General features: G+C 46.4%; 14 protein-coding genes and 1 pseudogene. 7 read left to right on the forward strand and 8 right to left on the reverse strand.

Annotated elements, in window-relative coordinates:
• The first annotated feature begins 791 nt into the window (after positions 1–791).
• Complete coding sequence (locus QUB37_RS12360) at positions 792–1,049, forward strand: DUF2811 domain-containing protein (RefSeq protein WP_050813024.1); 258 nt, start codon at positions 792–794, stop codon at positions 1,047–1,049.
• Between the two features lie 587 nt (positions 1,050–1,636).
• Here the strand turns inward: QUB37_RS12360 and groL are convergent.
• On the reverse strand, positions 1,637–3,328 hold the full coding sequence (gene groL, locus QUB37_RS12365; RefSeq protein ID WP_333162302.1) for a chaperonin GroEL: 1,692 nt from the start codon (positions 3,326–3,328) through the stop codon (positions 1,637–1,639).
• A gap of 519 nt (positions 3,329–3,847) precedes the next feature.
• On the opposite strand from groL, the gene QUB37_RS12370 reads away from it, so the two are divergent.
• The gene (locus QUB37_RS12370; RefSeq protein ID WP_333162303.1) at positions 3,848–5,596 is read left to right on the forward strand and encodes an ABC transporter ATP-binding protein; all 1,749 of its coding nucleotides are present in this window, start codon (positions 3,848–3,850) and stop codon (positions 5,594–5,596) included.
• Between the two features lie 264 nt (positions 5,597–5,860).
• Here QUB37_RS12370 and QUB37_RS12375 read toward each other — a convergent pair whose 3' ends face one another.
• Positions 5,861–6,886 carry a fatty acid desaturase gene (locus QUB37_RS12375; protein WP_333162305.1) on the reverse strand — a complete coding sequence of 342 codons (1,026 nt, stop codon included), beginning with the start codon at positions 6,884–6,886 and terminating at the stop codon, positions 5,861–5,863.
• Positions 6,887–7,568: 682 nt separating this feature from the next.
• Positions 7,569–7,751: a hypothetical protein gene (locus QUB37_RS12380; protein ID WP_190663429.1), complete on the reverse strand. Its 183-nt coding sequence runs from the start codon at positions 7,749–7,751 to the stop codon at positions 7,569–7,571.
• A gap of 80 nt (positions 7,752–7,831) precedes the next feature.
• On the opposite strand from QUB37_RS12380, the gene QUB37_RS12385 reads away from it, so the two are divergent.
• Together QUB37_RS12385 and QUB37_RS12390 are read left to right on the forward strand one after the other, a co-directional pair.
• Positions 7,832–8,062: a hypothetical protein gene (locus QUB37_RS12385; protein ID WP_333162308.1), complete on the forward strand. Its 231-nt coding sequence runs from the start codon at positions 7,832–7,834 to the stop codon at positions 8,060–8,062.
• A 110-nt stretch (positions 8,063–8,172) separates the two neighbouring features.
• The gene (locus QUB37_RS12390; RefSeq protein ID WP_333162310.1) at positions 8,173–8,640 is read left to right on the forward strand and encodes a hypothetical protein; all 468 of its coding nucleotides are present in this window, start codon (positions 8,173–8,175) and stop codon (positions 8,638–8,640) included.
• Between the two features lie 74 nt (positions 8,641–8,714).
• Here QUB37_RS12390 and thiO read toward each other — a convergent pair whose 3' ends face one another.
• Both thiO and QUB37_RS12400 read right to left on the reverse strand, forming a co-directional pair.
• On the reverse strand, positions 8,715–9,812 hold the full coding sequence (gene thiO, locus QUB37_RS12395; RefSeq protein WP_333162312.1) for a glycine oxidase ThiO: 1,098 nt from the start codon (positions 9,810–9,812) through the stop codon (positions 8,715–8,717).
• Positions 9,813–9,963: 151 nt separating this feature from the next.
• Positions 9,964–10,302, reverse strand: coding sequence for a 2Fe-2S iron-sulfur cluster-binding protein (locus tag QUB37_RS12400; protein ID WP_333107358.1), 339 nt, complete (start codon positions 10,300–10,302; stop codon positions 9,964–9,966).
• 116 nt (positions 10,303–10,418) lie between these two features.
• Between QUB37_RS12400 and cimA the strand changes: the two genes are divergently transcribed.
• Positions 10,419–12,035, forward strand: coding sequence for a citramalate synthase (gene cimA / locus QUB37_RS12405; protein ID WP_333162314.1), 1,617 nt, complete (start codon positions 10,419–10,421; stop codon positions 12,033–12,035).
• 141 nt (positions 12,036–12,176) lie between these two features.
• Here the strand turns inward: cimA and QUB37_RS12410 are convergent.
• The 3 genes and pseudogenes from QUB37_RS12410 to QUB37_RS12420 form a co-directional block, all read right to left on the reverse strand.
• Positions 12,177–12,422: pseudogene (locus QUB37_RS12410) on the reverse strand (IS1/IS1595 family N-terminal zinc-binding domain-containing protein); the annotation flags it as partial.
• A gap of 197 nt (positions 12,423–12,619) precedes the next feature.
• The gene (locus tag QUB37_RS12415; protein WP_333162316.1) at positions 12,620–13,588 is read right to left on the reverse strand and encodes an SPFH domain-containing protein; all 969 of its coding nucleotides are present in this window, start codon (positions 13,586–13,588) and stop codon (positions 12,620–12,622) included.
• A 130-nt stretch (positions 13,589–13,718) separates the two neighbouring features.
• Positions 13,719–14,150, reverse strand: a complete 432-nt coding sequence (locus tag QUB37_RS12420) for an NfeD family protein (protein WP_333162318.1) — start codon at positions 14,148–14,150, stop codon at positions 13,719–13,721.
• A gap of 334 nt (positions 14,151–14,484) precedes the next feature.
• Here QUB37_RS12420 and QUB37_RS12425 point away from each other — a divergent pair, with 334 nt between their 5' ends.
• Complete coding sequence (locus QUB37_RS12425) at positions 14,485–16,623, forward strand: protein phosphatase 2C domain-containing protein (RefSeq protein ID WP_333162320.1); 2,139 nt, start codon at positions 14,485–14,487, stop codon at positions 16,621–16,623.
• Between the two features lie 530 nt (positions 16,624–17,153).
• On the forward strand, positions 17,154–19,061 hold the full coding sequence (gene dxs, locus QUB37_RS12430; RefSeq protein WP_333162321.1) for a 1-deoxy-D-xylulose-5-phosphate synthase: 1,908 nt from the start codon (positions 17,154–17,156) through the stop codon (positions 19,059–19,061).
• The last annotated feature ends 78 nt before the right edge of the window (positions 19,062–19,139 follow it).

Consider the following 19,139-nt stretch of genomic DNA (forward strand, 5'->3'; position numbering starts at 1 on the left):
CTGGAACTCAAAGAAGTCCCGAACAATTTTTTTTCAATAATAAAGGAACAAATGGAGTCATATTTTAATTGGGTCAACAGGTAAAAGATGAGTAAAATTACTCATTGACAATAGTGCTTTTAGCTTAACTTGTGAGTAATGGTCAACCGTCAACAGTCAACAATGCCCCATGCCCCATGCCCTTAACATTAATCAACAGTCAACAGTCAACAGTCAACAGTCAACAATGCCCCATGCCCCATGCCCCATGCCCTTAACCTTAATCAACAGTCAACAGTCAACAATTCCCCATGCCCCATGCCCCATGCCCCATGCCCTTAACATTAATCAACAGTCAACAGTCAACAATGCCCCATGCCCCATGCCCATGCCCCATGCCCTTTGCAATTCTTATTTTTTCCCTGACTTTTCCCTAAACATTCCACAGCGTTTCCACAGGCAAGTCTGAGGTTTTCCACAGATGCGACAAAGTTTTCCACAGAAATTAACGGCACGGTAGCATCTTGCTGCGGAATTGGGGATTTCCTTAACTTGCTGCCTAATTCCTCATAAACCCCCCAACACATAAAGATATGTAACAAAAAATTCCCTGAAAAGCTGATTATTTGGTAAACCTTTTTTTTATCTAAAGGACTTTGTAATATTTCGCAACATTGACAAACCCACCCCCTCATAGCGCACAATGATGCGACCGACCTAAAAAAAAGAGCTCTGATTTCGGCTGTGCCTGCACCTGTATCCGGCCGAAGGGGGGTTCTGTTTTCAATTTATTAGCGAGACTAAAAAAAATGATGAACCCAACAGTCAGTATTTTTGCTGAAATTCCCGAAACGCTGCACGATTCTCTCAAAACTTACCTGGAAACCCATCCCGAATGGGACCTAGACCGAGTATTTTGCGCGGCCCTGTCGCTGTTTTTGTTGCAGAATGCCGATAGCGGTACGCCTGAAGCTTCGCGCAGTTATCGCCAAGCTGCGAGAGTTTATCTCGAAACTCTGTTTCAATCTCCTCAAGACTTGCACAGCAACAATGTAACTCCGTCGTCTTAAAGGAGAAAGGGAGAGGGGGAGACGCGGTTTCTGGGAAGGATTTTAGTTGACCGAGAGGGCGCGCACTGCATAGGTGGCAACTTCAGCTTAAAATCCCTGAGAACTATCGCTTATAGCTTAATGCCGATCCCCATTGCATCTCCCTTAAGAAGCAGGGCGGTTTCATTCTCACGAAAACCAGCCTTTTGACTCTTGTCGTGCCAAGAAGGCCGACCCGACCCATCTACGATTTGTTAGGCATTGGCTGGGATTGGGGCAGCCACGGGGGGCCGCCCCTACAAGAGAATGAAACAGCCCTGCGGACTATCAGCAGGGCGGTTTCATTCTCACGAAAATCAGGCTTTTGTAGGGTAGTGCCCCGTGCCTACCCCCTCCACGGACAAGGGAATCGGTGTTTCAAATATCGGGGCAACCACGGGGGGATTGCCCCTACAAGAGAATGAAAAATCCCCCCGGACTATCAGGGGATGCCGGGGGGATAAGCTGCCTTAATCGTCAAACAGTAGACGGGTAGTACATAAGACGCGCTTGTTTACACGCATGGTGCTTATGGCGCACTCTACAGGCTACAAACTAATGGCTGAAGACTACATCATGCCCATGCCGCCCATGCCGCCCATGCCGCCCATGCCGCCCATGCCGCCCATGCCGCCCATGCCGCCCATGCCGCCCATGTCGCCCATGTCGCCGCCGGCTTTTTTCTTCTCGGGTTTTTCGACAATCACAGCTTCAGTGGTCAGCACCATACCAGCGATGGAACCGGCATTTTGCAAAGCCGATCGCACCACCTTAGCCGGGTCAATAATCCCGGCGGCAATCATATCTTCGTACACATCGGTAAGAGCGTTGTAGCCAACGTTGAACTCGCTCGCCCGCACTCGTTCGATGACGATCGAACCTTCAACGCCGGCATTATCAGCGATTTGACGCAAAGGTGCTTCCAAAGCTTTCTTCACTAAGTCAGCGCCTACTTGTTCTTCGGCGTCTAAAGTATTTGTGATCGCATCTATTTTTGTAATCAGGTGAATTAGGGTCGTGCCACCTCCGGCAACGATACCTTCTTCCACAGCAGCTTTCGTAGCGTTCAGAGCGTCTTCAATACGCAATTTACGGTCTTTGAGCTCGGTTTCGGTAGCTGCGCCGACTTTAATTACAGCGATGCCGCCGGCGAGTTTGGCGATGCGTTCGGTTAGCTTTTCCTGGTCGTAGTCGGAATCCGTCGCTTCTAGCTGTTTGCGGATTTGCTCGATCCGTTTTAGCACGTCAGCTTTGTGTTCGTCGCCAGCAACAATGATCGTGTTTTCTTTGTCGATCGTAATTTTGCGGGCGGTACCGAGCATTTCTAGGGTTGCGGTATCGATGCTGAGTCCGACTTCTTCAGAAATCAGTTGACCGCCAGTAAGCACGGCGATATCTTGAAGCATAGCTTTGCGTCGATCGCCAAAACCAGGAGATTTCGTTGCTGCGATGTTCAATACGCCGCGGGCTTTGTTGACTACCAGAGTTGCCAAAGCTTCGCCTTCAATATCTTCGGCGATAATTAGCAGCGGTTGACCGGTGCGGGCGATTTTTTCGAGAACTGGAATTAGTTCTTGAATTGAGCTAATTTTTTTGTCGGTAATCAGGATGCGAGCGTTTTCGTACTCAACTTCCATGCGATCGGTGTTGGTGACGAAATACGGAGAAAGATATCCGCGATCGTACTGCATCCCTTCGACAACTTCCAATTCCGTTGTCAGAGATTTCGACTCTTCAACAGTAATTACGCCGTCTTTGGTGACTTTTTCCATTGCTTGGGCAATCATACTGCCGACTTCTTCGTCGTTACCGGCGGAGACAGTGGCGACTTGAGCAATGGCGCTGCCTTCGACGGGTTTCGCCAATTTCTCGATTTCCTGTACCAAGTGGGCGATCGTTTTTTCAATACCCCGGCGCAGCGCGACTGGGTTTGCGCCTGCTGCGACATTCTTCAAACCTTCGCGAATGAGGGATTGAGCTAGAACCGTTGCGGTTGTTGTGCCGTCGCCTGCGATATCTTTAGTTTTGGAGGCGACTTCTTGAATTAAGCGAGCGCCTGCATTTTCCAGGGGGTCTTCGAGTTCGATCTCCCTAGCAACGGTGATACCGTCGTTAACGATTTGGGGAGCGCCGTATTTCTTTTCCAATAGGACGTTCCGGCCTTTCGGGCCCAAGGTGATGCGGACAGCATCGGCGAGTTGATTGACGCCGCGTTCTAGTGCCCGCCGAGATTTGTCGCTAAATGCAACTATTTTGGTCATGTTTGTCTCCAATCGCTTACATTAGCAAATTTAGCACTCTCTGAGTCTGAGTGCTAAGTCGATCAACTTTTGATTGTAGCGCGCCCCGACGGTGTGGGGGATTGGGGGGACGGATTGGGATTTGGGCGATCGTTCCGGGTGGCTAAGGACAGGGCATTGCCGTGTCCCCACATATCTCGTGTCGCCACAGATATAATGTGGTTTGTTACATATCGATATACTCAGGTTTTTGTTGAGGCCAAAACCTAATTTTGATGGCGCGTTATCCCAAAGCAGAATTTTTATTAAAAATTCCTTAACTTTTGTTTTCGGTCATCTACCTTTCGATAGAGCTTCTATTCTTTTTTTTCAAACTTCTACCTTCTATAGCAACCGCCAAGACTATTAGGACGTTCTTGATTGCTGAAAACCTTGGGGAAAACTTCTTCTTCCTTCAGCATCCATCCGTTACATCCCGTACATTGCTCGTTGCCGAACCTTCTTTCTTTCCTCAATCAATCTCAAATTACGCACTAACAAATGGCTCGTTATTCTCGACTGCAAAAACTCGGCTCTTATATGCGCCCGCACTGGAAACCGACATTCTGGGGCATTTTTTCGCTGTTAATTGTCAATGCTGTGGGCGTTTACATTCCCCTGCTGATTCGGAATTCAGTTGACACTCTCCAAGTGGCGACAAAATTTGACGAAGTTTTCAACTTCGTGGCACTAATTCTGATTCTCGCCTCAATTATGTGGGTAATTCGGATGGTGTCGCGGATTCTGCTGTTTGGCGTGGGGCGTCAAGTAGAATTTGACCTCAAACAGCAAATTTTTAACCATTTATTAACATTAGAACCGTCTTATTTTGCCGCTAATACGGTAGGGGATTTAATTAACCGCGCTACTTCCGATTTGGACAATATTCGGCGCTTGGTGGGGTTTGCGGTGCTGAGTTTGGCGAATACGGCATTTGCCTATGCTTTGACTTTACCGGTGATGCTGGGGATTAATGTAAAGCTGACACTGTTTGCGATCGCCGTTTATCCTTTAATGCTGGTTTTGGTGCAGTTATTTAGCGACAAACTTCGCATCCAACAGTTAGCCGTGCAAGAGGAATTGTCGGCGATGAGCGATTTGATTCAGGAGGATATGAGCGGGATTTCCGTAATTAAAATCTACGCTCAAGAAGAGAACGAACGCCGAGCTTTTCGCAATTCCAACGCACAGTTGCTATCAGCAAATTTGGAATTAGCAAAAACTAGAAACTTTATTTTTCCGCTGCTGGGCGGTTTGGCAAGTATCAGTTTGTTGGTGCTGCTTTCTGCTGGTGGCGGGGCAATTGCTAATGGTCAAATTAGTATTGGCGATTTTGTGGCGTTGCTGATTTATGTCGAGCGTTTGGTGTTTCCGACGGCGCTGTTGGGTTTCACCATTACTGCTTACCAGCGGGGAGAAGTGAGTGTCGATCGCATCGAATCAATTCTGACTGTGGAACCGCAAATTAAGGATGCTCCCGATGCAGTTGAACTTGCAACTCCAGTCAAAGGCGAAATTGCGGCTCGCCATCTAAATTATACTTATCCGGGCGCTAAGACACCCGCGCTTAAAAATGTTGATTTTACCATAAAACCGGGAGAAACTGTCGCAGTTGTTGGGGCGATCGGGTCGGGAAAATCAACTTTAGCTAATGCACTGCCACGCTTGCTAGATATCGATCCGGGCGAGTTATTTGTAGACGGACAGGATATTACCAAGGTAAAATTGACCGAATTGCGCGGGGCGATCGCCTACGTTCCGCAAGAAAGTTTTCTGTTCGGCACTACCATCAAGAATAACATCCGCTACGGAAACCCTTTAGCGGAACAGCCGCAGATTGAAGCCGCGGCAAAACAAGCGCAAATTCACGCCGAAATCCTCAACTTTCCGCAGCAGTACAAAACAGTTGTCGGCGAGCGCGGCATTACTTTATCCGGCGGACAGCGGCAGCGGACTGCACTTGCTCGCGCTTTGTTAGTTGACGCCCCGGTGTTAATTTTGGATGACGCTCTTTCTAGCGTTGACAATCAAACTGCTACCGACATTTTGCGAAACTTGGCAACGGGAACCGATCGCAAAACGGTAATTTTTATCTCGCATCAAATGTCAGCGGCGGCTAGTGCCGATCGCATTTTTGTGATGGAGAGAGGAGAAATAGTTCAGAGTGGCACTCACCTTGAATTGGTAGGCCAACCAGGGCTTTATCAGTATTTGTGGAACCAGCAAAAATTAGAGGAATTGCTGCATTGACAAGTGACAGATACTTTGAGTAATCTAGAGTTAGACCCTAGATAAATAGGTAGGTGCAAATAAACTGGTGACGAGAAGGGCGGGGTTGGTCAGAATAAACTGGCTGCTAGTATAGCTCACGGTTAAACCAGCCCTATCCATCTAATGTTTATTTGTAACCACCTACTTAACCAGGAAAGTTAGGGTTGAAAATTATTCCACTAACTGCCTTCCTAATCATAGGATTTGGTGCTAAAAAAGCAACCAAATTTATTGCCACCGAGTTTAATTAACTACATTACTCAAGGGAATTTCTTGTTGTTGTTGCAATAATTTAATCGATTGCAGACTATCTGAAGCAGCATCCCAAAGAATGAATTTGAAGCAGTCAGGAATATCGCGAATTGTCAGGGCTTTTGAATTAGCCAGCAGGTGAATATTAGCATTGTGACAGGCCTGAAGATTATAGTTAGGTATTCGCTCAGAGAGATGATGAATATTGTGGTAAGCAATATCAGCAGAAAACCAATTGAGAAGATTTGGTAATTTTAGGTAACTACTGCCTTCAATTGCGCCAAGAAGATAGTCCCAACCCTCAGCTTTATGAGCGTAGGAACCATCAAAATTATGCTGAACAAAGAAAATACAGATAAATATCGCTGCTGAACAGGTCATGACAATTGAGTAAACACTCCAGAAAAAGCCAAACCCCAGTAAGTTGCTCAGATAAATCCAGCTACCAATAACACAAATATTGTTGAACAGTAAATCCCAAAACTCAGCCGTCGTATACCAATGTTTGGATTTATAAGAAGCAATAATTGCAGATAAACCCATGCCAAAATCTTGATTGAGACAAGCAAAAATATGTCGGATAAAACCAGTAATTCCCAAAATTAGCGCGAGTCTTGGCTTAATAATTAGATAGAAAAAACCACCGGGAAATAGCATCAATGGGTGTCTGAGTAACTGATATATTTTTTGACTAAATGGACTTAGCGCCGCAAATTTTTCGGTGGATATCAACGCCGAAGGGCCTCGGTACATATCCCAATTACCATTATGTTTGTGGTGATAAGCGTGTCCCCTCGACCAGGGGTATTGAGGAATCGCATTGATGATACCTAGCAGAAAACCCATAATGCGATTGACTTTTTTGGAACTAAAAAGAGAATAGTGTCCGCAATCGTGCATCAAAGAAAAACAACGTCCTGAAAAAAGTGTCATCAACACCATTATCGGCGGCAGCAGGAATACAGAAATGGCAGCAGCTTTAAAGGCTAAAAACCATAAGAATGTATAAGGAACCACTGTATTGAGTATTTGGCAAGTAGCTTTCAAATTGTTGCTCTTCATATAAGGAGCTAGCACAAAATCCGACTTTTTGATCGCGTTTTTCATTCAGTATGTCTATGGTGTGTGGATAAGTGCTTCGCTTACCATCAGGATAGGATGGGTATTTTTGGCATTGTTTTATTGCAGGTAATTGGGTTAATTGCGGTTAAAATTTGACCCATACTTTACAAAATTGCTGATAATATTTAGTTCATTAGCTCCTCGTTTGGATGGTTTCGCCAAGCTGAAGCTCATCCCAGCGTTGACGTATTTAATCATAACAAATTGCTGGAGTAATTTCTAATATTTGCAGCAAATTGATTTCTCTTTTATCCTTACCTGTTAGGAGAATAATAAGTTATTTGGTGTGATTTTAGGTTGCCATGATATTAAGCAAATATGAGATAGGGATGGTTCTATTAACCGTCATTGCAGATGAGCATCTTTGCTCGACAATTCAGTTAGGAATGGTAAGTGATGCGGAACCGTATCAACCTGCAAATTCACAGATGTAGTGATAGGCAGATTTACATGAGAAATCACCAGGCATCAACCAGGCATGAAAAATCAATTTCAAGCAGTGTATTCAATGGTTAGCATATTTTGGTGAATGAACAGATTCTGTCAATACCCAAAGCTACCTTGCCGCTTGTTATCTTCAACTCGCATTGGTTTCTTGCTGTCGCACTGTAGCAGACTTTACCATATTTTTCAGCGCGGGAACAGTCTGCAATAAAGCATCTGTCTCTAATTTCCCAGTAAAAAATGCTTTCAGGGCTTTCTTTATTTCCCGGTTGTTACCAATCCGAGGATATTCCCATGTCTCAGCGAGAATCGTCATAACTCAACTTTGTTGGCCGAAAAAACTGTGAAGCCTGTCAGCCGCCGAACAAATTGCTGCACCGGAAGGCATTAATATGATTGTTGGTTGCACGATCGCCATTCGGTGATGTATGCCGCTATTTTTGCTTGCATAGTCGGTGGCACACTTTACCGTACCGGGTTCTACCCCAACTCGATCGCACGCTCAAAAGTTGGGCTACTCGCGAAAACTTTTTATCCGTTGGGAGGGTGATAGGGGCGATCGACAAACAGCCCGCCCCGGAAACCAAAGCTGACACAACATCCAGAACCGCAGAGGATTTTGGCTAAACTCCTTGAGACGAGAATTTGAGGGGCGATCGCAATTGCCTGCGTTTTTTGTGCTCGGAGATAGCTCGGATTTGCTACAATCTAATCGCACACGCGACTAGAAATGGGTTATGACCGAACTATTAGATGAGACGCTTTCTATTGAAATGGCGACTCGCATCAAAAGCAACCGTAAAAACTGCTTTGACAACGCCTGTAAAGCAGCGTTAGCGACAGAGGGCGCGATTTATGTTCAAGGCTTTTTAGCTGTGCCGGGAGTGCCATATAAACCCATCGAGTATAGCTGGATTGAACTCGACGAGCGAATTGTTGACCCAACATTTCCCCATCTCGGTTTCATCGCTCAAGACATTCATTACTTCCCAGTCCAGCGCTTCAGTGTCAAGAAACTCAAAGCAATCCTAGAAGAATCAAAAGAAGATTATCCTGAAGACGACCCGCTGCCAATTTACGGTAATCAACCTTATGAATATTACGGCGATTTGATGTTAGGCGGTAGCGATTACCAAAATGCTTACGATTTGGCTGCCGCTAAATGCAGGGAATTAAACCAACCCAAAAAGCAGGATGCCAACTAATTCAATATTTACCAAAAAATGGTTGGATGCGCCTATTATAGCAGTAAGGTACGCTGCACCCTACGTATAGAGGTTCAAGTACGTGCTGAAGCTTCAAACCTCGAATAATGAAAAGCAGCCAATAACGGATCTAACTTTTGCTCCCACATCAAATCAGCCAATAATTTAGCCGTCACCGGAGCCAACAAAATGCCGTTGCGGTAATGCCCCGTAGCCCATGTCAAATTCTCCCAAGCACTAGCACCTAAAATCGGCAATTCATCAGGAGTAGCCGGCCGAAATCCCCACCAAAACTCCAGAATCGGATAATTTTGTAATTCGGGATATAACTTAATGGCTCCTGCTAGCAAGCTTTGCATTCCTGCAGGCGTATTTCCCGGCGTGAAATCCACATTTTCGCTAGTTGCGCCAATAATAATTCTGCCATCTTGACGCGGCACAATATAAATGCCAGTCCCGAAGAGAACGGTTTGCAGGGGCTGGATAACTCCCCAATCTTCTGGTACACATACTGACAGCATTTGTCCCTTTCTTGGAAAAACAGGAACATTCAATAATTGCTCCGACCAAGCACCTGCAGCCAAAACATAACGGTCTGCTTGCAATTTTCCTGCTGTTGTTTCAATGCCAACAACTCGGTTTCCTTGCCGAATAATTTCTCCTGCATTGCCTTGAATAATCTCAATCTGCAATTCTTTAGTTACGGTCTGAAGTGTCCGAAATAAAGCGCGGTTGTCAACTTGAGCGTCGTCAGGATACCACCAACCGCCAATTACTTCTTGACCTAATCCAAACTGGTGCTGTCGAACAGTATCTCTGTCCAACCATTGATAATTAAGGTTTGACGAAAACGGCTTTTCTTGAGGCTCATTTTGACAAACTGGTGCGAGAATTCCCGATCGCCAATATCCCGTTTTCAATCCGGTAATATCTTCTAGCCGTTCCACCCAGGCAGGATACAGTGCGCGGCTTTGCAAGCACAAATCCAGCATCGGACTGGGGGGAATTCGTTCGGCTTGCGGGGCCAGCATTCCAGCAGCAGCCCGGGCCGTCGGTTGTTTAGAATCGGCGGTGATAACCGCGACAGATGCGCCTCGCAATTTCAGTTCTACTGCTAGCGAAAGGCCAATTATTCCGCCGCCAATAATCAGAATATCTTTAGATGAATTCATTAACTTTTATATGGACTTTCTGGCTTTTTTGACCTCTCAAGTTTCTTTATGGTAAGGTGCCCCGTGTGCACCTTACAGTTAGAATTCTTGCACAAGTCTTACAGATTATCTGGCAAGGCGATCGTCCTATCTGCCTTCCTTAATAAAAAATCTATGCTTGGGGTTTCCAGACAGTTTCAGAACCTTGACCCCAGAAACCGTCATATTTTGTCACCTTAATATCGCCTAAAACCTTGGTTTGGCAGGACAAACGGCGATTGGAGGCGGGAGAATGGGGAGGAACCGAAAGTCGGGCTTTTTCGCGCCACTGGGGCTCGGAAACTTCGCCCTCGACAGTGACGGCGCAGGTGCCACAAGTGCCGAGGCCGTGGCAGTTGATGACTTTGGCGTTGCCGTTGTAGAGATCGATGCCGTTTTTGAGCAATACTTCACGGAGATTCGCTCCGCGATCGCACTCAAATGTTTTTCCTTGCGCTTGTACCTTGACCACAGCAATTTACCCCAGTTAGATTTATGTTAATTTTCCTATATATTATCGCATTAAATTCCAATAAATTCATCTAATATGGTAACTGATATATTACCAATTTCTCATCGCAATTTCCCATGACAAATCGGCTCTGGATCTACGATACCACGCTGCGAGACGGTGCTCAGTGCGAGGGACTCTCCTTATCTCTCGAAGACAAACTGCGAATTGCTCGACAGTTAGACAGTTTAGGAATTCCCTTTATTGAAGGCGGCTGGCCGGGGGCTAATCCTAAAGACGTACAATTTTTTTGGCGTCTCAAAGAACAGCCCCTAACTCAAGCAGAAGTTGTAGCTTTTTGTTCGACTAGGCGGCCGGGAACTACGGCAGCTAATGATGAAATGTTGCAGGCTATTTTGTCCGCCGGTACTCGCTGGGTGACGCTGTTTGGCAAGTCGTGGGATTTGCACGTTATTGAAAGTTTGAAGACAACGCTAGAAGAAAATCTGGCGATGATTCGAGATACAATTGAATATTTGCGGAGTCAGGGAAGGCGCGTCATTTACGATGCCGAACACTGGTTTGACGGCTACAAACACAATCGAGATTATGCTATTAAAACTTTAGAAGTAGCCGCCGATGCCGGTGCAGAATGGCTAGTGCTTTGCGATACTAACGGCGGTACTTTACCTCATGAAGTCAGTCAGGTTGTTCGCGATGTTTTAGAAGCTTTAGGAACTAATCGCGAAAAATCTTTACAATTAGGAATTCACACTCACAACGACTCGGGAGTTGCGGTTGCTAATGCTTTGGCTGCTGTGCGGGAAGGAGTGAGGATGGTACAGGGAACTATTAACGGTTACGGCGAACGCTGCGGCAATGCCGATTTATGTTCCTTAATTCCTAATTTGCAGCTAAAGCTGGGTCATAATTGCATTGAAGATGAGCAATTAGTTAGATTAACTCAAGTAAGTCGATCGATTAGCGAAATTGTCAATCTTGCTCCCGATGATCATGCTCCTTTTGTCGGCCTTTCGGCTTTTGCTCACAAAGGCGGAATCCACGTATCGGCTGTTGAGAAAAATCCGTTAACTTACGAACATTTGGAACCGGAAAAAATTGGCAACAGGCGGCGAATTGTGATTTCCGATCAAGCGGGTTTGAGCAATGTTTTGGCGAAAGCGCGCACTTTTGGCATGGAGCTCGATCGCAAAAATCCTGCTTGCCGCCAAATTTTGGAAAAATTGAAAGATTTGGAAAGTCAGGGATATCAATTTGAGGGTGCAGAAGCTTCTTTTGAATTGTTAATGCGAGAGGCTTTGGGAAAGCGCAAGCATTTATTTGAAATCAAAGGTTTTCAAGTTCACTGCGATAAAGGTAGGGAGGAAACAGTTAATTCTTTAGCAACGGTGAAGGTGACTGTTAACGGTCAAGATATTCTGGAATGCGCGGAAGGAAACGGGCCTGTTTCGGCACTTGATGCGGCTTTGCGGAAGGCTTTGCGGAATTTTTATCCGGCAATTACTGATTTTAACTTAACAGATTATAAGGTGCGGATTCTGGACGGATGTGCGGGAACTTCTGCTAAAACTCGCGTGTTGGTTGAGTTTAGCAACGGTCAAGACCGCTGGACGACTGTTGGGGTTTCTGGTAATATTTTGGATGCTTCTTATCAAGCGGTTGTTGAGGGTTTGGAGTATGGTTTGGTGTTGGGAGATAGGGAGGCGATCGTTTTAACTGTTTCGAGTTATTAGGTTGACGGCAAAGAGAAGTTGCCTGAATATCGATGTTTAAATAGATATCAGGCGATTTCAAGATAGAGTTAGCCAATTTAAAAAGGGTGAAACCTGAGATTTTGCATCCTTCTTAATAAGGATTTTATGGGCTGTGAGTTATCCTAGTTGTTTAACCCAATTCATAATTGTTGTATGATGTACCCCTTTGACTCTTTCAATTTCCCTAAAACCCATGCCATTAACATACATTTTTAGGCATTCATCTTTCACTTCTTGGGCATAACCTCTGTGCGGTTGATAGCAGTCTATAAATTGTCTACCACAGGTAACACACAGGTAGTTCTGCTTACCTTTTTTACGCCCATTTTTATTGATATGAGTTGACTTACATTCAGGACATTTCATAGAATATGACTTGTGTTAAATTGTTTTTTGTGAATTGCTCTCAGCATCAATTCTATCTTAATTCAGCAACGCCGATTATTTAATAATGTGGTGCGTGATGGCACAATCATTTTGGCTATTTATGCTAACTCTGTATGAGGAGTTTCATCCCTCATACAGAGTTACCAGTCTCTTTCAATTGCCCATTCTAGCTAAGACTACTTTTTCACCTCATTATCATTACCTTCCCCAACTATCGATCGCATTCCTTCGAGCGTAGCGGGAATGCTGCGCGGGTCCATAAACATCACCTTGGTGCTGTCGCTGGTGCCAATTTTTAGACCCATATCCAGATAGTTTTGAGCTAACAAAAATTGTAAAGCTTCCCGGGCAGTGGGGTCATTTTGCAGAGTTTTGGCGATTATTTGCAAGGCCTCAGAAGTAGCTTGAGCTTTCAAAACCTGGCTTTGGCGTTCTGCTTGAGCTTTCAGGACGATCGCCTTTTGTTGAGCTTCCGCTTCCAAAATAGTCGCTTTTTGGCGCGCTTCTGCATCCAAAACTTGCGCTTCAGCTTTACCTTTGGCGCTGTTAACTGCTGACTCGCGTTCGCCCTCGGATGTCAGAATTGCCGCCCGCTTCCGTCGATCGGCTGCCATCTGCAATTCCATCGATTCCTGTACAGTTTTAGAAGGGACAATATCGCGCAATTCTACCCGCGTCACTTTCACTCCCCAAGGATCAGTAACAAGATCTAAATCTCTGAGCAATATTTCATTAATTTGAGAACGAGCAGTAAAGGTTTGTTCGAGATCCAGTTGACCCATTTCGGCGCGAATTTGAGTCAGCACCATATTTACCATTGCTGACTGGAGATTTTCTACTTTGTAACAAGCTTTTTCCAAGTCTACAATGCGCCAGTAAACCACAGCATCAACGGTGATGGAAACGTTGTCGCGGGTGATACAAGCTTGCGGAGGAATATCTAAGACTTTTTCCCGAATGGTTTGCTCGTACACGACGCGATCGAGAAACGGCTTGACAAAATTCAAACCGGGTTCCAGTCTCCTGCCACTGTATTTACCTAAAGTTTCCACCAGCGCTTCATTTCCCTGATTGATAATCTTGACGGAACCTGCGAGGGCTGAGCCGCCGAGTGCTAAAAATACAAGTAAAAAAAATTGTTCCACAACAGACTCCTAATAATTATTGATTGTTAACTGTTGGTTATTGGTTATTGGTTATTGGTTATTGCCAATGCCCAATGCCCAATGCCCAATGCCCAACTACCAATTTCCAATTCCCAATTCCACATTTTGTTTAAGAATGCAAGAGATTTTCTGGCAAAACTATCAGAGTAGTGCCTTTCCGTCCCACGACAATTACATTTTGGTTGGGGGGGATAGTGGCCTTCGTGTCTTCGCAGCGAGCTTGCCAAGAATTCCCCTCATAAATGACTCGGCCCGCTTCTCCGGGGGGAATTTCTGTTAAAGTTTTTGCTTCCTGAGAATCTGCGATCGCCCTTGCCGTGCCTTTTGGTATCAACCGCCGAGATAGCAGCACAAAAACTGTCGAAAACACCATCCACAGGAAAATTTGTAAATTAACGTAAGGTAGAACTAGAGAGCATCCAGCTACGGCGAAGGCGCTCAGTCCCATCATAAAAGCGACAAAAGCAGTCGGGAGAAATAGCTCTGCCAAACAGAGCAAAGACCCAGCTAGCAGCCAAAGGAGCGTCGGAGTCAAGATCATAAAAAGAATAGGTGATACTATTTAGATCTTAGATTGGAAATTTAAGATTTAAGAAATGCAAACAACTGACTCTGCAAGGGTTTGCCACTTGCAACCCCTCAGAGCGATTTTTCGCGCAGCGGTACCAGGTTGAGGCTTCCATCGTACTCCAAGTCAGAGTTTAGTAACTTAGATTACAATTTTAGCCGGTGCAGACTGGCAGAAACTACAATTTCTACGGGCCCAAAGGCAGTTAAGAAATTGATAGGGGCTAAAATCAGTTTATTCTCAAGCTCATGAATTTGGGCTTGCGAATCCTATATCTTCAGAATGTTTTTACACAAACTATTTCGATATGATCAGCAGTTTCTCCGAACCCATTTATTGCCCGAATCTTAGCTGTCCAGATCCCCGCAATACCTTTGGCCGCCAGCACTGTGCAGCGTGCGAAACGGATTTAATTTATCGCTATGTGTGGGTGGTGGGACAAGCAGCCGAGGAAGTGCCGGCGGGTAAGGTAATAGCCGATCGATACTTTGTCATTGCACCCCAAATCTGGCTCGACAGCCGTCCAGCTTTGCCTCCGAGCGTCCCGGAACAACTGCCGGATACGATTATGCCTTACCTGCATTTGTATCCCCAACGGCTGCATACGCCGGAAGTATACGGTTATTGTGCCTTGGGGGAAGCACCGGAAGCGGCAGAGGTGCTGTTGTTGGAAAATGTGCCAATCAATAATTTCGGCAGCCTGTATCCTTCTATTTTACAAGCTTGGTCTGGGACAACCGCCGCGCGCCAAGTTTACTGGCTGTGGCAAATGCTGCAACTGTGGACGCCGCTATCGGAACAGGGAGTCGCTTCGAGTTTGCTGGTACCGGAAAATTTGCGGGTGGAAGGTTGGCGGGTACGCCTGCTGGAACTGCACCGGGGCAATTTTGTACCGACGCTGCGGGATTTGGGAGATGTGTGGTCAGGTTTGGTGGAATCAGCGCAACCCGAGGTGCAGTCGAAACTCGGAGAGATTTGTCAGTTTATGCGCCGCAGCAGCATGAATTTCGACGCGATCGCCCTGGAACTAAACGATTTACTATTAGAACAAGCCACTCAATTACCTCTGCACTTAGAAGTAGTCGGCATGACTGATACCGGGCCGCAGCGCTCCCAAAATGAAGACAGTTGCTATCCGGTTGCTGCTGATTTTCAATTTAGCAAAACTTCAGGGGGCGAGAAACTAATTCCTTACTTGACAATGGTTTGCGACGGGGTTGGAGGCCACGAAGGAGGAGAAGTTGCCAGTCAATTAGCCGTGCAGTCCCTGAAAGCTTTAATCCAAAATTTGCTCGCAGAAATTGCTCAACAAGAAGAGTTGATGACGCCAACAATGGTCATCAAGCAACTCGAAGAAATAGTCAGAGTTGTGAATAATGTGATTTCTGCTCAAAATAATGAGCAGGGAAAAGAGTTGCGGCAGCGGATGGGGACGACTTTGGTGATGGCCCTCCAGTTGCCTCAAAAAGTGAAAATTTCCGAGGATTTGCCCTCCAATAACAGTCACGAACTTTATTTAGTCAATGTTGGAGACAGCCGCGCTTATTGGATTGGCAAAAATTACTGCCACCGGCTAACTGTGGACGACGACGTAGCCTCAAGAGAAGTCCAGCTAGGACATTGTTTATACTGGGAGACTCAACTGCGATCGGATGCAGGAGCCCTGACTCAAGCTTTGGGAACGCGGGACGCCGATTTCCTGCGCCCGACGATTCAGCGATTTATTATCGAAGAGGAAGGCTTACTGCTGCTGTGTTCCGACGGTTTGAGCGACAACGACTGGGTAGAGAAATCTTGGGAGAATTACGGCCCAGAGGTGCTTGAGGGCAAAATGTCTTTGGAAGCCGCGGTTCAGTCTTGGATTCGTCTCGCCAACGAGAAAAACGGTTATGACAACACCTCCGTGGTGGCGACTCACTGTCGGATGTCGCCGGAGAGATTGGTACTGTTTGATCCGGCGGTGGCGTCAGCGCCGGCATCAGCGCCGGTGTCAGCCTCGGTGTCGCTGCCGCCTTCCCTCGTGGCATCCCTCCAGAAGTCCGGGAGGATTCCAGAATCTCCGCTGTCAGAATCGTCCAAACAATTGTTGTACCCCGAAACTTCCCCCGCCCCGGAACCAGTTCAAAAACGGCGATCCAAGCTGCCGCTGCCCCTACTGGCGGTGTTGGGGCTGATATTAGCCGGCGGCGGTTTAGGTTTGTGGGTGCAAAGCCTCCAAAGCCCCCAGCCAGAGCCCGCACAAGTTCCCCCACCGCCGGAAACTCCCGCCCCGATTCCTTCGGAGACTCCCTCGCCCGGGGCCGAGAGTCCCTCGCCGTCGCCCGAATCGACTCCTGCGGAAATTCCGCCGCCCGATAGCGAGAATCTCTCGCCGTCGCCGGAATCGACTCCTGCGGAAATTCCGCCGCCCCAAGAAGCGGAAACTCCTTTGCCATCAGCGGAGTAAGGGAGATTAGACCTCTTTTAAAAATCCTTTTCCTCAATTGATGGGACGGGCTCTCCGGCCCATCCCACAAGAGTTATTTTTTCTTGTGGGATGGGCCGGAGAGCCCGTCCTAATTATTTTTGTAAGAGGTCTATTGAATTAATTTGAGGCAGAAGGAAGGAGCCAGAAGAAGTGTTTTTACAAATATGAGATGCTCCATCACAGTTAATGATTTTGTATCATAGTCCGCTTGCAGAAACAAGATGCCTAAAAAGTCAGACATCGCTACAAAAAGCAGTTTAAAATTCCTAAGAATTCCAGTTCAACTAACAATTAGCGATTAGCAACTAACAACATAAGCTTTTTTTATATTGACGGCGCACAATTTATTAACTATAATTACCAGGTCAAAAATAACAAAAATCTTACGCCTAACAGTTTTTCTCAAATAACCGTTAAACTATTCTAACGTTTGCCCGTACCCAACGTCGCAGGCTCAACCTATATCTGTTAAGGATTCGTCCTGATTCACAGGAGCAAGATTTTAAAATATGCATCTCAGCGAACTGACTCATCCAAACCAATTACACGGCCTCTCGATTCATCAACTCGAACAAATTGCCCGACAAATTCGAGAAAAGCATTTAGAAACTGTAGCCGCTAGCGGCGGCCACCTCGGCCCAGGATTGGGTGTAGTCGAACTGACCTTAGCACTCTACCAAACACTCGACCTCGATCGCGACAAAGTTACTTGGGATGTCGGCCACCAAGCTTATCCTCACAAATTGATAACCGGCCGCTACAACCAATTCCACACCCTACGCCAAAAAGACGGCGTTGCAGGCTATCTCAAGCGCTGCGAGAGCAAATTCGACCACTTCGGCGCAGGCCACGCTTCCACAAGCATTTCCGCAGCACTAGGAATGGCAATGGCGCGCGACCTCAAGGGAGAAAACTTTAAAACTGTAGCAGTCATCGGTGACGGCGCATTGACTGGCGGCATGGCACTCGAAGCGATTAACCACGCGGGCCATATGCCGAAAACCAATTTGTTAGTTGTGCTTAACGACAACGAGATGTCAATCTCGCCCAACGTCGGCGCAATTACCCGCTATTTGAACAAGATGCGATTGTCGCCACCGGTGCAGTTTCTCAAAGATAACTTAGAGGAACAATTTAAACACATTCCCTTTGTCGGCGAAACTTTTACTCCTGAAATGGAACGCCTCAAAGAAGGGATGAAACGCTTGGCAGTCTCGAAAGTTGGAGCAGTAATTGAAGAATTAGGCTTTACTTACATGGGCCCGGTAGACGGACACAATTTGGAAGAGCTAATTACCACTTTCAAACAAGCTCATACCATTCAAGGGCCAGTGTTAGTTCATGTGGTGACGGTGAAGGGCAAAGGATATGCGATCGCCGAAAAAGACCAAGTAGGATATCACGCCCAAAATCCCTTTAACTTAGCCACAGGCAAAGGCATTCCCTCCACCAAACCGAAGCCTCCAGCTTACTCGAAAGTCTTTGCCCACGCCCTGGTCAAGCTAGCAGAAGATAATCCCAAAATTGTCGGCATTACCGCTGCAATGGCAACCGGAACAGGTCTGGATAAACTTCATGAAAAACTGCCGAAACAGTACATTGATGTGGGGATTGCCGAACAGCACGCTGTGACTTTATCCGCTGGTTTAGCCTGCGAAGGAATGCGTCCGGTTGTGGCAATTTATTCGACATTTGTGCAGCGAGGCTATGACCAAATAATTCACGATGTTTGCATCCAAAATTTGCCAGTTTTCTTCTGTTTGGATCGAGCTGGCATTGTTGGTGCTGACGGCCCAACTCACCAAGGGATGTACGACATTGCCTTCTTGCGGTGCCTGCCAAATATGGTAGTTATGGCACCAAAAGATGAGGCTGAATTACAGCGGATGATAGTCACGGGAATCAACCACACAAGCGGCCCGATTACCATGCGTTACCCACGCGGAAATGGTTACGGCGTGCCTTTGATGGAGGAAGGTTGGGAAGAGTTGCCGATCGGCAAAGCCGAAATTCTCCGCAACGGCGACGATGTGCTGATTTTGGGTTACGGTTCAATGGTTTATCCGGCAATGCAAACCGCCCAGATTCTGAGCGAGCACGGTATTGAAGCAACTGTCATCAATGCGCGTTTTGTCAAGCCTTTGGACACCGAACTAATTTTGCCTTTAGCACAGCGAATCGGCAAAGTTGTCACAATGGAAGAAGGCTGTTTGATGGGCGGATTCGGTTCAGCAGTAGCCGAATCTTTGCTCGACAATAATGTCCTGGTGCCAGTGATGCGGTTGGGTGTACCCGATACATTGGTAGATCATGCAACGCCTGAACAATCATTTGCCAGTTTGGGATTAAATCCGTCGCAAATGTGCGATCGCATCTTAGCAACATTCAGCCGCAAACAGTCACCTGTTAGCGTGTAAATAGCTAGAATGGTAGGGTGCAGCGCACCTTACCATTCGAGACTAATCCTAAGAAATACTCGATCTATGACAGTGTAA

Origin of the sequence: Microcoleus sp. AT3-A2 (genome assembly GCF_036705685.1) — a bacterium.
Classification (GTDB): Bacteria; Cyanobacteriota; Cyanobacteriia; order Cyanobacteriales; family Microcoleaceae; genus Microcoleus.